Source organism: Streptomyces lasalocidi (assembly GCF_005280215.1).
Classification (GTDB): Bacteria; Actinomycetota; Actinomycetes; order Streptomycetales; family Streptomycetaceae; genus Streptomyces; species Streptomyces longwoodensis.
In genome coordinates, this window is the sequence record NZ_SZNQ01000001.1 from 7008569 (window position 1) to 7023417 (window position 14849).

Here is a 14849-nt window from a genome sequence, read left to right on the forward strand (position 1 = left end):
GGGCACGGAGCCCCGACCGGGAGGCCGGTGCCCGGTCAGCGCACCGTGCTCAGGGACAGCGCGAAGCGGCCCTCCGTGTCCGTCCACCAGTGGGTCAACTCCAGACCGGCCTCCGCCAGTTCCGCGCGCACGCCGTCCTGGCGGAACTTCGCCGAGACCTCGGTGCGCAGCTCCTCGCCCGCCGCGAAGTCCACGGCGAGACCGAGGGCCGGCACCTTCACGGTCTGGGCGGTGCGGGACCGCAGCCGCATCTCGATCCACTCCTGCTCCGCGTCCCACAGGGCGACGTGGTCGAAGGCGTCGAGGTCGAAGTCGGCGCCCAGTTCCCGGTCGACGACCGCCAGGACGTTCTTGTTGAACGCGGCCGTCACCCCGGCGGCGTCGTCGTAGGCCCGGACCAGGACCTGTTCGTCCTTGACCAGGTCCGTGCCGAGCAGCAGGGCGTCGCCGGGCGCGAGCAGCGCGCGCACCGCGGCGAGGAACCGCGCCCGCTCGGCCGGCAGCAGGTTGCCGATCGTGCCGCCGAGGAACGCCACCAGCCGGGGGCCCGGCGTGTCCGGCAGCTCCAGCGGCCGCGTGAAGTCGGCGATCAGGGCGTGCACTTGAAGGCGGGGCCGCTCGGCGGCCAGGGCCTGCCCGGCCCCGGTCAGCGCGCTCTCGCTGACGTCGACGGGGACGTACGCGCGCAGGCCGGTGAGGGCGTCGAGGAGCAGCCGGGTCTTCTCGGAGGACCCGGAGCCCAGTTCGACGAGGGTGCGGGCGCCGGACGCGGCGGCGATCTCGGTGGCGCGGGCGTCGAGGATCTCCCGTTCGGCGCGCGTCGGGTAGTACTCGGGCAGGTCGGTGATCTGCTCGAACAGGGCGCTGCCGTGCGCGTCGTAGAACCACTTCGGCGGCAGCGTCTTGGGCGTGGTGGTGAGGCCGTGCAGCACGTCGGCGCGCAGCGCCGCGTCCGTGGCGTCCTCGGGCAGGGTGCGGGTGATGTGGAACGGACTCACGTCCAGTGCTCCTCGGTCGGTACGGGTGCCGCGTCGTCGGCCGGGCCGGGGGTGCCCCCGGGGTCCCGGGTGCCGGGGTCCTTGAGGGGGGCGAGCCGCACCTCGGTGCGGCTCGCGGTGAGCAGGGTGCGGTCGGCGACCTCCCGCCAGGCGGGGTCGTCGTCGTACGGTTCGGAGGCCACGACCGTCCCGCGGCCGGGCCCGGCGAGGTACCACAGGGTGTCGCCCCAGGCGGTCGCCGTGATCGTGTCGCCGTCGGTGAGCAGCAGGTTCAGCCGGGCCGCCGGGGCCGCCCCCGCGACCTCGGCGACCGTGTCGGCCAGTGCCCGCCCGGCGTCGTCCCCGGCCCGCAGCCGGGCCAGGACCAGCGCCCACACGAACGCCGAGTCGTTGCGGGCCTCCAGCGACAGCACGTCGGCCGCCGTCAGCGTGCCCGCCAGGGGCGCCAGGGAGCCGGGCCAGCCGGGGACGGCGCCGTTGTGGCTGAACAGCCACCGGCCCGCGGCGAACGGCGCCGCCGCGGCCTCCGCGTCCGCCCCGGACAGCGTCGCGTCGCGCACGGCGGCCAGCAGCGCCCGGGAGCGCACCACCCGGGCCAGGTCGGCGAAGGACAGGTCGGCCCAGATCGGCCCGGCCCGCCGGTAGCGGGCCGGCACCGGGTCGTCCCCGGCGTACCAGCCGACGCCGAAGCCGTCGGCGTTGACCGTGCCGTGCCGCTGGTGGCGCGGCGCCCAGGACTGCCGGTACAGGCCGTGCGGGGGCTCGACGAGGAGCCGGCCGAGCCGCTCCTCGCTTCCCACGTACGCCACGTGACGGCACATCAGGCGGCTGCCGAGCGGGCGGTGCGGAACCCGGAGAAGATCTGGCGCCGCACCGGGTAGTCCCAGTTGCGGAAGGTGCCCCGGCAGGCCACCGGGTCCACGGCGAACGAACCGCCGCGCAGCACCTTGTACTCCGGGCCGAAGAACACCTCCGAGTACTCCTTGTACGGGAACGCCCGGAACCCCGGGTACGGCAGGAAGTCGCTCGCCGTCCACTCCCACACGTCACCGATCAACTGCCGTACGCCGAGCGGCGACGCACCGGCCGGGTAGCTGCCCGCCGGGGCCGGGCGCAGGTGCCGCTGGCCGAGGTTGGCGTGCTCGGGCGCCGGGTCGGCGTCGCCCCACGGGTAGCGCATCGAGCCGCCGGTCGCGGGGTCGAAGCGGGCCGCCTTCTCCCACTCCGCCTCGGTGGGCAGCCGGCGTCCGGCCCAGCGGGCGTAGGCGTCGGCCTCGTACCAGCACACGTGCAGCACCGGCTCGTCCGGCGGCACCACCTCGGTGACGCCGAAGCGGCGGCGCAGCCACTGCCCGCCGTCGCGGTGCCAGAACAGCGGCGCGGTGAGGGAGGCGCGCCGCACGTGCGCCCAGCCCTCCGGCGTCCACCAGCGCTCGTCGTCGTAGCCGCCGTCCGCGATGAACGCCTGGTAGGCGCCGTTGGTGACCGGAGTGGTGTCGATGTGGAACGCCGGGACGTCGACCCGGTGCGCGGGCCGTTCGTTGTCCAGCGCCCACGGCTCGGCGGAGGTGCCCATGGTGAACGGGCCGCCGGGCACGAGGACTTCGGCCGGGCCGCTGAACAGCGGCGCCGGGTCGGGGTCGGGCGCGGTCAGGGCCTGCGGGCCGCGCCGCAGCTGATGGGTGATCAGCATGGTCTCATCGTGCTGCTGTTCGTGCTGCGCGACCATCCCGAAGGCGAAGCCCGCCTCGGTGAGCCGGGCGCCGTGGAAGTCGGCCGACGTCAGCACGTCCAGGACCCGTCCGCGGACCTCCGCGGCGTACGCCCTGGCCTCCTGTGGCGACAGCAGCGGCAGGGACGGGCGCGCGGAGCGCGGATGCTCGAAGGCGTCGTAGAGGCCGTCGATCTCCGGCCGCATCGCCTCCCGGCCCCCGACCGCGCGCAGCAGCCACAGCTCCTCCTGGTTGCCGATGTGGGCCAGGTCCCACACCAGCGGGGACATCAGCGGCGAGATCTGTGCGGTCAGGTCGGGCTCCTCGACGCAGCTCGTGAGCAGCGTGGTGCGCTCACGGGCCGTGACGAGCGTGGTCAGAGCCCGCTCGCGCAGGGTCTCGGCGTCGAAGGCGGGTTCCGTCATGAGGGGATGTCCTTCCCGTGGGGGTGGCCGTCGGGGTCGGGGAGACCGTCCGTGCCGCCGAGGCGGTCGAGGAGGTCGTCGGCGGGACAGCGGCCGGCGAGGACGTGGCGCTCCCGGAACGCCGCCACGGCGTCGGTGAGCGCGCGACCCGCGCCGAGCCGCGGCAGGGCCTCCAGGGCCGCCGTGAAGCACACCTCGGCCGCCTCGCGCAGCTCGGGGTCGGAGAGGCCCGCGCGGGCCGCGTCCAGCCACAGCGGGTTGTGCGGGGCGGGCCGGGGCACGGCCCGCTCGGCGAGCGGCTTGACCGCCCGGTAGGCGGTCTCGGCGGCCTCCGGATCGTCGAACAGGGCGGTCGTCACCGCCAGCGGCACGATCCAGCCGTCCTCGCCGGGCTGCGCGTCGATCATGCGCAGTTCCAGGTGGCCACGCGGCCTGACCGGCGGAAACAGCGTCGAGACGTGGTAGTCGAGGTCGTCCCGGGTGGGGGCCCCGGTGCGGGTCCACTCCCGGAACGTCAGCCCGTCCGGCACGTCCCAGGGGCCGGATTCCCGGCGCCGGCACATCACCGGCGCGTCCAGGACGTGCCGTGCCCAGGCGGTGCGGGGCTCGTCGTCCAGCGGCGGGGCGCCCGCGCGTCCCGGGCCGATCGCCGTCCACAGCAGCTGCCGCGTGGAACGCCAGCCGGTCGGCCGGTTGTCCAGCACCGGGGAGTTCGCGAAGGCGGCCACCAGGACCGCGCCCAGGGTGTGCGCCAGCCACCAGCGCCGCCCGTGCCCCAGCGGGCCGGGCTCCTCGTGCCCCGCGTCCAGGCACACCTGCACCGAGGCCGAGCTGCACATCATGGCGCGGCCGGCCGGCCCGGCGCGGTCGAGATGGGTCTCCATCGCGTCGTAGCGGGGCTCGTGCAGGAAGCGGCGGGGCGGGTGCCAGGGATCGGTGCCGAGTCCGGCGAGGGCGAGGCCCTGGCCGCGGAGCACGGACCGGACGGCGGCCAGATCGGCCGAGACGGTCTCCACGCAGGCGGTGAGGGAGGCGGCGGGCGGGGAGCTGAGCTCCAGCTGGCCACCGGGCTCGACGGTGAGCGCCGACTCCAGGGGCACCGTGCGCAGTGCGGCGTAGGCCGCCGCGAGTCGTTCGGGTGTGACGGGGAGCCGCGGATCACGCAGCTCGTGGACCAGCCATTCCAGCTCCACCCCGACGGTGCGGGGCGGCCCGGTCTTGAAACAGATGCCCCGTATGAGGGCCTCCACATCGGCCTCGGTGAGGACTGTGCGGTGCTCCGTACAGTCGCCCGCCGAGTCAGTCGACGCGTCGGACATGTCAGGATCCTCCTGTGGTCGCGACATGTCGCCGGCCCCGGTCGGGGCGCGGCACACTCGTCCCACCCAAACCCCTCGCGCCCGTTCGCACAAGGGTGCACAACCGGACGTTCCGGACCCGTCACATCCGTCGGTGTCCGTCTCCCGTACGCGACGGGGCCCGGAGAAATCGCGTTGCGGTGCAGGACCAGCATCGCTCACGATGCGTTCATGAGCACGACGGGGGAACGGACGGCCGGGGCGCTCATGGCGTGCACGGGGGTGACGCCATGAGCGCCCGGCTCCGGAACATCGCGCAGGAGACCGAACGGATCGTGGCGGCGGGCGCATACCGCCTGCCCGACGGGCGCGAGGTGCCCCTGCGGGCGGAGATCGAGGCGGCCCGGAGCGCCACGGCGGTCAGCGGACCGCTTCCGGTGCCCGTGCCGCGGACCGAGCCGACCGCGACGGTCGTCGAGGTCACCGGCGAGAGCAGCCTGGCCGCCGCCCGCCGGCTCGCCGACCGGCCGGTCGCGGTGCTGAACTTCGCCTCCGCCCGCAACCCGGGCGGGGGATACCTGAACGGCGCCCAGGCGCAGGAGGAGGCGTTGTGCCGGGCCTCCGCGCTGTACACGTGCCTGCTGCGGGTCCCGGAGTACTACGCCCACCACCGGGCCCACCGCGACCCGTTCTACTCGGACCGGGTGGTGCACTCCCCGGCCGTGCCGGTCTTCCGCGACGACCGCGGCCGGCTGCTGGAGGAGCCGTACCGGGCGGGATTCCTGACCGCGGCCGCGCCCAACGCGGGCGTCGTGCTGCGCACGGCCCCGGAGCGGGCGGGCGACCTCCCCGGCGCCCTCGCCGTCCGCGCCGAGCGGGTGCTGGAGACGGCCGCCGCGCACGGGTACCGGCGGCTGGTGCTCGGCGCCTGGGGCTGCGGGGTGTTCCGCAACGACCCCGCGCAGGTTGCGGGGGCCTTCCGGGCACTGCTCGGGCCGGGCGGGCGGTTCGCCGGGACCTTCGCGCACGTGGTGTTCGGGGTGCTGGACCGCACCCCGGGTGCCGGGGTGCGCCAGGTGTTCGAACGGACCTTCGCGGAGGTTCAGCTCCAGCCGTAGCGCTCCTGCAGGCGCCGGCGGACCAGGTCGAAGCGGCCGCGGTCCAGGGCGCACGCCTCCCGGCGCATGCCCGCCTCGTGCAGGCGCAGCACCCGGTCCACGGCCACCCACGAGTCCCGGCCCGAGCGGTCCCACGGGCCGCTGCCGATCGGCACCCACTCCCGGTCGTCGTCGTGCCGCTTGCTCGACAGCTGCACCGCCAGGACCGTGCCCGCGGCCTCCCGGGCGACGACCAGAACGGGCCGGTCCTTGCCCCGCCCGTCGTTCTCCTCGAACGGCACCCAGGTCCACACGATCTCGCCGGGATCGGGGTCGCCGTCGTGGGCGGGCGCGTACGCGGTGCGCACCCGGCCGACCTCCCGCGGGTCGGCCTCGGTGGTGGCGGTGGGGCCGTAGCGGCCCGGGACGTGCTCGTCTTCGTACGCGGTCACGGGGGCACTGTAGAGCGTGCCCCCGTGACCGCCTCCGACCGCCCTACTTCTCGTCCACCGGGACCCTCTGCGCCGGGGGAGGCGACGCGAGGCCGTTGAGCGACGAAGTCCCGGCGGTGGTCCGCGCGTTGCGGTCCGGTGAGCCCTCCTGGTTCATGGAGGCCAGCAGTTGGCGGGCCAGGCCCAGGCCCGTGCCGCCCATGGTGAGCGCCTTGGCGAACAGCTCGGACATGCCCTCGGCGCCGTTGAGGAGCACCATGTTGTCCACGTTGCCGAACGCCGAGGCGCCGGCCCGGACGATCTCCGGCCAGTTCTCGGCGAGTTGCTGGGCGACGACCGCCTCCTGGTTCTCGGCGAGGGCGGCGGCGCGCGCCTTGATGGCCTCCGCCTCGGCGAGGCCCCGGGCCTTGACCGCCTCGGCCTCGGCCAGACCGCGGGCCTGCGCGGCGGCCGCCTCGGCCTCACCCGTGGCGCGGGTCGCGGCGGCCCCGGCGGTGCCGCGCGTGCGGGTCGCCTCCGCCTCGGCGCCCGCGGCCGCCTTGACCCGGGTCGCCTCGGCGGCGGCGGCCAGCTCCGTCTCGCGGGCCTTGGCCTGGGCCGCCGAGATCCGCGCGTCGCGCTCCGCCTCGGCCAGGGTGCGCTTCTCGTACGCCTGCGCGTCGGCGGGCTTGCGGACGTCCGCCTGGAGCTGCTGCTCGCGCCGGTGCGCCTCCAGTTCCGCGACCCGCGTCTCCTGTACGACGACCTCCTGGCGGGCGCCCGCCTCGGCGAGCGGTCCGGCCTGGCGGGCCTTGGCGGCGGCCTTGTCGCGCTCGGCCTGGTAGCCGGCCTGGAGGATCTCGCTGTCCCGGGTGGCCTCCGCCATCCGCGCGAACGACTGCTGCTCGGCCTCCGTGGCCAGCCGGTTGGCCTCCGCCTGGGCGATGCGCGCGTCCCGCTGGACGGCCGCCGCGTGCGGCATGGCCAGGTTCCGGATGTACCCCGTCGGGTCCTCGATCTCGTGGATCTGCAGCGAGTCGACGATCAGGCCCAGCTTCTCCATCTCCGTGCCGCACGCGGCCCGGGTCTGCCCGGTCAGCTTCTCCCGGTCGCGGATCATGTCCTCCACCGTCAACCCGCCCACGATGGACCGCAGGTGACCGGCGAAGACGTTGTGCACGCGCTCCGCCATCAGCTTCTGCTGGTCGAGGAAGCGGCGGGCCGCATTGGCGATCGACACGAAGTCGTCGCCCACCTTGAAGATGACCACGCCGCGCACCTTCAGCGGGATGCCCTGGTGCGTCACGCAGTCCACGTGCAGTTCGGTCTCGTTCAGGTCCAGGGACAGCTTGCGCACCGCCTGCACCCCGGGCAGCACCAGCGTGCCGCGCCCCGTGACGATCCGGAACCCCATGCCTTCCTCGAGGCCCTCGGTCCGGTGTTTCGAACCGGAGATGACCAGCGCCTCGTTCGGCTCCGCGACGCGCCACATCATCTTGAACACACCGATCAGTACGAGGACGGCGGCGACCGCCACCCCCGCTACGACGCCGACGACCATCGGCATACGCCCCCTTGGGATGGTGCCCCCTCGGCACCGGACGAAGGGAGTGTGCGCCCGCGCGGGCCGCAGGTGAAGACACCGGCGGATCCTTGTCGCAACCTTGACGCGGGCGTGGCGCGGGGCGTGCGGTCCTGGCCGGACGCAACGGGGTTCGGCCGTCCCCGGCCCACGTCATCCGCGCCGGGGCGGGCTCAGCTGTCGTAGGCGCCCGTGACGTAGACCGTCCGCGGTGGCAGGTACTCCACGACCATGACCACCGTGCCGGGCTCGATGCGCCCCGTGCCGGGTGCGGGGTGGGCGAGGAAGTGCTCGGCGCCGCCGCGCACCCGGACGATCACCTCGCCGACCAGTCCCGGCCCGACCGTCCCGGTCACCCGTCCCATGAGCCCGACCATCGGCGCGTCGTCCATGACCCCAGGGTACGGCCGAAGCCCGTTACGGAGCTGGGGAGTCGGCGGCGATCGGCGCCGGCCAGTGCTCGTGCCACCGCAGGTCCGCCTCCAGTTGGGCCGCCAGCGACAACAGCAGCGGCTCGCCGTGCGCCGGGCCGAGCAGCTGCGCGCCCACCGGCAGGCCGTCCGCGGTGAACCCGGCCGGGACGTTGACGCCGGGCCAGCCCAGCACGTTCCACGGCCAGGCGTAGGGACAGGCGGCGATCATCGCCCGGTCGGTGGCGAACCCGCCGAGCGCCGCCATCGCGCCGATGCGCGGCGGGGGAGTGGCGGTGGTGGGCGCGAGGACCACGTCGTACGAGGTGAAGAAGCGGCCGATACGGCGGTGCAGGACCGCCTCCGCGCGCCGCGCCGCCCGCAGCGGGGCCCCGCCGAGCAGCCGGCCCATACGCGCGGCGTCCCGGGTGCGCCGGTCGAGGAGCGCCGGGAAGGGTGCCTCGGCGACGTACTCGGCGATCCCGGCGGTCGCCCGGGGCACGAAGGCCAGCCCGATCTGCCCGTACGGCGGGTCGGCCTCCTCGACGGTGTGCCCCAGGGCGGCGAGCCGCTCGGCGAGGGCGACGACCCGGGCCCGCACGGCGGGACTCAGCCGGGCGGGCACCGCCGTGAACGGCGGCTTCAGCGCGAGGGCCACGCGCAGCCGGCCCGGGTCGCGGCCGGCCGCCGCGCGGGCGTCGACCGCGGGCGGCCGGTGCGGGTCGTGCGGGTGGTTGCCGCTCGCCGCGTCGAGCAGGAGGGCGGCGTCGGCGACCGTGCGGGCGAGGGTGCCGTTGACCGTGATGCCGTGGAAGGCCTCGCCGCGCGGCCAGGTGGAGACGCGGCCGCGCTGCGGCTTGACGCCGACCAGGTGCGTCCACGCGGCCGGGATGCGCACCGAGCCGGCCCCGTCCGAGCCGAGCGCGGCCGGGACCAGGCCCGCCGCCACCGCGGCCGCCGATCCGCCGGAGGAGCCGCCGGGGGTGTGCCCGGGGTGCCACGGGTTGCGGGTCGCGCCGAACGCGGGCCCCTCGGTGAACGGCCACTGGCCGAGCTCGCAGGTGTTGGTCTTGCCGACGATCACCGCACCGGCCGCGCGCAGCCGCCGTACCGCCTCACCGTCCTCGGCGACGGGCGGGTGGGCGCCGGCGCAGCCGAAGGCGGTGGGCTCGCCGGCCACGTCCATGTCGTCCTTCACCGCGACCGGCACCCCGAGCAGCGGACGGCGCGCTCCGGCGGCCAACTCCCGGTCGGCGGCGTCGGCTTCGGCGAGGGCGGCCTCGGCCCGCACGATCCGGAAGGCGTTCAGGGTGCCCCGGCTGCCCTCGATCCGGGCGAGCGTCCGCTCGACGAGTTCCCGCGAGGACACCTCGCCCTCGGCGAGCGCACGGGCGGTCTCGGCCAGCCCTGCGGCACGGTCGGGCGTCATGCGGGCACCTCCGGGACGACGGCGTCTACCGCACAGTAACCTCCGGCGGTCCGTCGTGTGGAGCCCGGAGAGCCGACTGCCGGGCCCGCACGCAGCCGTTTGCCGAACCGGCAACAGGTGTGGCGGGTCCGGGAAGCGGTGGGCGACGGTGGACCCGTGACCGATGACATCGCAGCCCGAACGCCCGCTTCCGGCCTCCCGGCGCCCTCCGGGGGGTACGTCGGTGATCCCGCGGTACGGGCGGAGTGGGACAACCGCTACGCCGAACGACAGCAGTTGTGGAGCGGCCGGCCCAACGGCGCGCTCGTGGCCGAGGCCGCCGGGCTGGCTCCCGGACGCGTGCTCGACGTCGGCTGCGGTGAGGGCGCTGACGCGCTCTGGCTCGCGCGCGGCGGCTGGGACGTGACGGCGCTCGACGTCTCGGGCGTCGCGCTGGACCGCGCGGCCGGACACGCCCGGGACGCCGGCCTCTCCGTGCGCTGGGTCCACGCCGGACTCGCCGAGGCCGCCCTCCCGCCGGCCTCGTTCGACCTCGTATCCGCCCAGTACCCGGCCCTGCTGCGCACCCCGGACGCGGTCGCTGAGCGTGCCCTGCTCGCCGCCGTCGCCCCGGGCGGCGTGCTGCTGTTCGTGCACCATGCGGGGATGGACACCCGGCAGGCGCACGACGGCGATTTCGACCCGGCGGACTACATCTGGCCCTCGACGGTCGCGGCGCTGCTCGACGACGACTGGTCGGTGGAGGTGGACGAGCGGCGGCCACGCGACCTCCCTCCCGGCGGCGCCGGCGCGCACCACACGGACGACCTCGTCCTGCGGGTGCGCAGGCTGCGCTGAGGAGGACCCCCGGTGCGGCTCCGGCGACGGCGTCGCACAGCCGCCCGTGGCACGAGGTCCCGTAGGGGGCGGACGGCGGTCCGCCCCCCTGGGGTCCCCCGGTGCCGTGGTCCTCGGTGCGCGGGCGGCGGGGGTGCCCGGTGGCTCGTCAGGCCGCTCGCCACAGGGCCGGGACGGACGGCGGCTCCCAGCCCGGCTGGGCCGTGTGCGCCTGGAGGCAGACGTAGGCACGGCCGGCGTAGGTGACCCGGTCACCCGCGCGGTAGGCCGTGCCCACGGCCCAGGTCCCGCCCGGCGACGGGGAGGGGCCGGGGCCGGGACCGGGGTCCTGGGGGACGTCGAGGACGAAGTCGAACGCCGCCTCCCGGCCGCCGCCCGCGTCCCTGACGGTCATCAGCAGCCGTGCGTCGAAGATCGTGTCGGTGTTGTTGCGCGGCTCGTTGGGGAAGTACAGCTGCGTCGTCAGCACCGGACGGCCGGGCGCCTGCAACTTGACGTGCAGGTGGCGCGTGCGGCCGGGGTACAGGCCCGGCACGATGGTGGTCAGCGCGAACGAGCCGCGCGAGTCGGTGAACTGGTGCCCGCGCAGCCGGAACCCCGTGTTGTCGTAGGCGCCGTTGGCGTCGGCCTGCCAGAAGTCCAGCAGCACGCCGGCCACCGGGAGGCAGGCGCGGCCGAAGACGTAGCCGGTCACGGTGAGTGGGGTGCCGGGCATGCCGGGCTCCAGCAGACTGGTGCGCTGGGGCGAGTTGGGCTTGAAGTAGGGGCCCTCGGTCTGCTCCGGGGTCGGGTGGTCGCCGTCGTCGCAGGACGGCGTGAGTTCCGGGGCCGTACCGCTCGCCGCCGCGGTGCGGGCGAGGGCCGGGCCGCCGGCCAGGGCGACGGGGATCGCGGCGGTGGCGGCGAGCGCCGCGCGCAGCACCGTCTTGCGGCGCACGAGCCGGGCGGACCCCGTGCCGGGCTCGGCCCCGGGGTCGTCCGGGCCCGCGCCGTGCCTGCCTGCTCCGTCCATGTCTCCTCCTCGTGGGGGGTTGGTGGGCAACGAAACTAGGCGCGCCCGGACGGGGCTTCGAGGGACTGGTGGTGCCGGCTGTGGTGTTTTCGGAAGGCTCCCGGGCTGCTCCCGGTCTCCCGCCGGAAGAACCGGCCGAAGTACGCCGGGTCGTCGAACCCGGTGCGCGCGGCGACCTGCCGGACCGACAGCCGGGTGTGCGCCAGGAGCTGCTGGGCCCGGTACACGCGCGCCTCGATCAGCAGCCTGCCGGGCGGGCGGCCGGTGGCGGCCCGCACCGCCTGGGTGAGGTACCCAGGCGTGACCCCCAGCCGCTCGGCGCACTGCCGCACGCTCCACCCCGCCGCCCCGGACCGGGCCACCAGCTCCGTGAACGCCTCGGCCACGGCGGCCGAACGGCCCTGGGCCTGCGGTCCGGTGCCACGTCCGGCGCGCTGTCCGGCGGGGCCGGGGAGCCGGGCGGCGCGCAGGACGAGCACGTGCAGCAGGGACCGCAGCACGCTCTCGTGTCCCGCCGCGCGCTGCCGGTGCTCCGCGAGCAGTTCGGTGAACAGGCACCCGATCGCCCGGTCGTGCTCCGCGTCCAGCGCGAACGGGCAGCGCGTCCCCAGCTCCCGCAGCACCTCCCGGTCGCCGGGGTGGTCCACCAGGAAGTCGTCGGTGAACAGGGCGAGCGACCCCTCCGGGCCCCGGCCGCCCTCCCAGTGGTGCACCTGCCCCGGCAGGACCACGGTCAGCTGCGGAGGACGCACCGGCCACCGGGCGAGGTCGACGACGTGGGCACCCGAACCGGCGGTGACGTGCACCAGCTCGTAGAACGTGTGCCGGTGCGGCCGGTCCCAGCGGGACAGCGGCCCCACCTCTTCGAAGGAGCCCGCCGCGAACGGAGGGGCGTCCGGCCGGGCCACCTCCAGCCGGTGCAGCGCCACGTCCCCCGCGCCGGGGGGCGGGCTCGGAACTCCTGGTAAGACCGTGGTGCTGCGCATGGGACGCACTCCTTCCCAGGGGGTGTCTCGTCGATCGGGCCGGGTCGCGCACATCCGTTCCCGCTCTGGTCTGCACCAACCCCTTGCCCCCCGCCCCGAGGCGTCGCAAGCTCCCTGCATGGAGCTGGAGTTGCGGCATCTGAGAACCATCCGGGCCATCGCCGACGCGGGCAGCCTGACCAGGGCGGCCACCGCGCTCGGTCTCGCCCAGCCCGCCCTCAGCGCACAGCTGAGGCGCATCGAACACGCCCTGGGCGGGGCCCTGTTCGAGCGCGGCCGGCACGGCGTGCGCACCACCGCCCTCGGCGAGCTGGTCCTGGAACGTACCCGGGTCGTGCTGCCCGCGGTGAGCGAACTCCAGCGGGAGGCCGCCCGGTTCGCCCGCACCCGGCGGGTCGGACAGCGGCTGCGCCTCGGCGGCACCCACGGACCGCTGCTCGGGGCGCTGGTCGACCGGCTGGCCGACGCCGCACCCGGCACCACTGTGACCACCTGCGCCTCCTGGTCGGAGCGGGAACTGGCGGAACTGCTGGCAGAGGGGCGCCTGGACTTCGCGCTCACCGGCACCTGCGGCTCCGCCCCGCCGCCCGACCCGCCGCACCTCGTCTGGGAGGAGATCGCCGTCGACCCCGTCTTCGTCATGCTCGCCGACGGCCACCGGCTGGCCGCCGAGCCGGAGGTCGACCTGGCCGCGCTCGCCGACGAGGAGTGGGCCTGCGTCCCCGGCGACGGCTGTTTCGCGGACTGCTTCACCGCGGCCTGCGCCCGCGCCGGCTTCACCCCGCGCCGCATGTACGAGACGGACACCGCGTCCTGCGTGCACCTGGTGCAGGTGGGCCGGGCAGTGGGCCTGTGCCGGGCCACGTTCCCGCCGACCCCCGGTCTCGCCGTCCGGCCGCTCGCCGGGACGCCCCTGATGTGGCGCCACCTGCTCGGTCGGCACCCCGCCGGACAGCGGCAGGACACCGCGGACACCGTGCTCGCCCAGGCCCGCGAGGCGCACGCGGGCGCTGCGGCCCGCAGCGACAGCTACGCGCAGTGGCTGGCGCAGCGCCGGCCGGACGCACCGGACGACGTCCGCCGACCGGTGCCGCGCCACCCCCTCCGGCGGCTTCCATAACACGGGGGCAGGGGGTCGGCTGACGTCTTACGGAGCGCGGCGGAGCCTTCCTACGGTGGCGCCACCCCACCGAACCCGAGGAGAACTCCCCATGCTCCATCGACAGTTCAGGGCCGCGTGCGCCGCCGCCACGGCGACGGGCGCCCTGCTCGTGGCCGGGCTCAGCGGCTCCGCGAGCGCCCTGCCGCCCTCCTCGTCCGGCGCCCCCACGGCGGCCGAGACCCTGCGCACCGACGCGGTCCCGCCCGGCCTCCTCGCCGCGCTCCAGCGGGACCTCGGCCTGGACCGGCAGCAGGCGGCGGCCCGGCTGGCCAACGAGGCCGAGGCGGGCGCCACCACCGGCCGGCTGCGCGCCGCCGTCGGCGCGCACTACGCGGGGGCCTGGGTGAGCGGCACGCTGTCGGACAACCTCACCGTGGCCACGACCGACCCAGCCGACGTGCGCGCCATCCGGGCCCGGGGCGCCGACGCCGTGGTCGTGGACCACTCGCTGTCCGCGCTGGACGCCGCCAAGGCGCGCCTCGACCGTGCCGCCGCGCACCACGCCGCCACCGACGCGCCGGTGTGGTACGTCGACGTCCGCACCAACACGCTGACGGTGGAGGCGATCAGCGCGGAATCCGCCCGCTCCCTGCTCCACGCGGCGCGCGTCGACACCTCCCTCGCCCGGATCGTCCGGACCACCGAACGGCCGCGCCCGCTCTACGACCTGCGTGGCGGCGACGCCTACTACATCGGCAGTGGCAGCCGCTGCTCGATCGGCTTCCCGGTGACCCGCGGCACCCAGCAGGGCTTCGCCACGGCCGGCCACTGCGGACGCGCCGGCAGCACCACCAGCGGTTCCAACCGGGTCGCGCAGGGCACGTTCCAGGCGTCCATATTCCCCGGCAACGACATGGCGTGGGTGGCCACCAACGCCAACTGGACGGCGACGCCGTACGTCAATGGCTCCAGTGCGCAGGTCGCGGGGTCCACGCAGGCCGCGGTCGGCTCCTCGGTGTGCCGCTCCGGCTCCACGACCGGCTGGCACTGCGGCACGGTGCAGCAGCTCAACTCCAGCGTGACGTACCAGGAGGGCACCGTCGCAGGCGTCACCCGCACCTCGGTGTGCGCCGAACCGGGCGACTCGGGCGGCTCGTTCATCTCCGGCAGCCAGGCGCAGGGCGTCACCTCGGGCGGCTCGGGCAACTGCACGAGCGGCGGCACGACCTACTTCCAGCCGATCAACCCCATCCTCCAGAACTACGGCCTCACCCTGAAGACCACCACGTCCGGCCCCAGCGACCCGGGTGACCCCGGTGATCCCGGTGACCCGGGCGGCACCTGGGCCGTGGGCACCGTCTACCAGGCGGGCGCGACGGTGACGTACGGCGGCGCCACGTACCGCTGCCTGCAGACCCACCAGGCCCAGCCCGGCTGGGAGCCCCCGAACACGCCGGCGCTGTGGCAGCGGACCTGACCTGCCTGTCCTCGTCGGCGGAAGGCGGCCCCGGTTCCCAGACCGGGGCCGTC

The 14849-nt window shown here is 75.6% G+C and carries 14 protein-coding genes; 4 read left to right on the plus strand and 10 right to left on the minus strand.

Annotated features, from left to right (window positions below):
- Positions 1-35 precede the first annotated feature (35 nt).
- Genes egtD through egtA form a run of 4 tightly spaced genes read right to left on the minus strand, consistent with a single transcriptional unit; the run spans position 36 to position 4454 of the window.
- Positions 36-998, minus strand: coding sequence for an L-histidine N(alpha)-methyltransferase (gene egtD / locus E4U91_RS31685; protein ID WP_137309985.1), 963 nt, complete (start codon positions 996-998; stop codon positions 36-38).
- Complete coding sequence (egtC, locus tag E4U91_RS31690) at positions 995-1819, minus strand: ergothioneine biosynthesis protein EgtC (RefSeq protein WP_137309986.1); 825 nt, start codon at positions 1817-1819, stop codon at positions 995-997. The genes egtD and egtC overlap by 4 nt, the downstream gene beginning before the upstream one ends.
- The gene (gene egtB / locus E4U91_RS31695) at positions 1819-3135 is read right to left on the minus strand and encodes an ergothioneine biosynthesis protein EgtB (protein ID WP_137309987.1); all 1317 of its coding nucleotides are present in this window, start codon (positions 3133-3135) and stop codon (positions 1819-1821) included. The genes egtC and egtB overlap by 1 nt, the downstream gene beginning before the upstream one ends.
- Positions 3132-4454 (minus strand): ergothioneine biosynthesis glutamate--cysteine ligase EgtA, encoded by a 1323-nt coding sequence (gene egtA / locus E4U91_RS31700; RefSeq protein WP_137309988.1) that lies wholly within the window; start codon positions 4452-4454, stop codon positions 3132-3134. Before egtA ends, egtB begins: the two co-directional genes overlap by 4 nt.
- 269 nt (positions 4455-4723) lie before the next feature.
- Between egtA and E4U91_RS31705 the strand changes: the two genes are divergently transcribed.
- A complete protein-coding gene (locus E4U91_RS31705) occupies positions 4724-5551 on the plus strand; it encodes a TIGR02452 family protein (RefSeq protein ID WP_137309989.1) in 828 nt (275 codons plus the stop codon).
- On the opposite strand, the gene E4U91_RS31710 is transcribed toward E4U91_RS31705, so the two are convergent.
- The 4 genes from E4U91_RS31710 to E4U91_RS31725 all read right to left on the minus strand — a co-directional run bounded on the left by E4U91_RS31710 (position 5536) and on the right by E4U91_RS31725 (position 9382).
- Complete coding sequence (locus E4U91_RS31710; RefSeq protein ID WP_137309990.1) at positions 5536-5982, minus strand: type II toxin-antitoxin system PemK/MazF family toxin; 447 nt, start codon at positions 5980-5982, stop codon at positions 5536-5538. The genes E4U91_RS31705 and E4U91_RS31710 overlap by 16 nt on opposite strands.
- A 43-nt stretch (positions 5983-6025) precedes the next feature.
- On the minus strand, positions 6026-7528 hold the full coding sequence (locus E4U91_RS31715) for an SPFH domain-containing protein (protein WP_137309991.1): 1503 nt from the start codon (positions 7526-7528) through the stop codon (positions 6026-6028).
- Positions 7529-7716: 188 nt separating this feature from the next.
- Positions 7717-7935, minus strand: coding sequence for a hypothetical protein (locus E4U91_RS31720; protein ID WP_174867886.1), 219 nt, complete (start codon positions 7933-7935; stop codon positions 7717-7719).
- Positions 7936-7960: 25 nt separating this feature from the next.
- Positions 7961-9382, minus strand: coding sequence for an amidase (locus tag E4U91_RS31725; protein WP_137309992.1), 1422 nt, complete (start codon positions 9380-9382; stop codon positions 7961-7963).
- A 156-nt stretch (positions 9383-9538) separates the two neighbouring features.
- On the opposite strand from E4U91_RS31725, the gene E4U91_RS31730 reads away from it, so the two are divergent.
- Positions 9539-10219 carry a class I SAM-dependent methyltransferase gene (locus E4U91_RS31730; protein WP_137309993.1) on the plus strand — a complete coding sequence of 227 codons (681 nt, stop codon included), beginning with the start codon at positions 9539-9541 and terminating at the stop codon, positions 10217-10219.
- 148 nt (positions 10220-10367) lie between these two features.
- Here the strand turns inward: E4U91_RS31730 and E4U91_RS31735 are convergent, their stop codons facing one another.
- Together E4U91_RS31735 and E4U91_RS31740 are read right to left on the minus strand one after the other, a co-directional pair.
- Positions 10368-11231, minus strand: coding sequence for a dioxygenase family protein (locus tag E4U91_RS31735; protein ID WP_137309994.1), 864 nt, complete (start codon positions 11229-11231; stop codon positions 10368-10370).
- 35 nt (positions 11232-11266) lie between these two features.
- Positions 11267-12217, minus strand: coding sequence for a helix-turn-helix domain-containing protein (locus E4U91_RS31740; RefSeq protein WP_137309995.1), 951 nt, complete (start codon positions 12215-12217; stop codon positions 11267-11269).
- Positions 12218-12335: 118 nt separating this feature from the next.
- Between E4U91_RS31740 and E4U91_RS31745 the strand changes: the two genes are divergently transcribed.
- Both E4U91_RS31745 and E4U91_RS31750 read left to right on the plus strand, forming a co-directional pair.
- On the plus strand, positions 12336-13337 hold the full coding sequence (locus tag E4U91_RS31745; RefSeq protein WP_137309996.1) for a LysR family transcriptional regulator: 1002 nt from the start codon (positions 12336-12338) through the stop codon (positions 13335-13337).
- A 91-nt stretch (positions 13338-13428) separates the two neighbouring features.
- Positions 13429-14796, plus strand: coding sequence for a trypsin-like serine protease (locus tag E4U91_RS31750; RefSeq protein WP_137309997.1), 1368 nt, complete (start codon positions 13429-13431; stop codon positions 14794-14796).
- Positions 14797-14849: the final 53 nt, after the last annotated feature.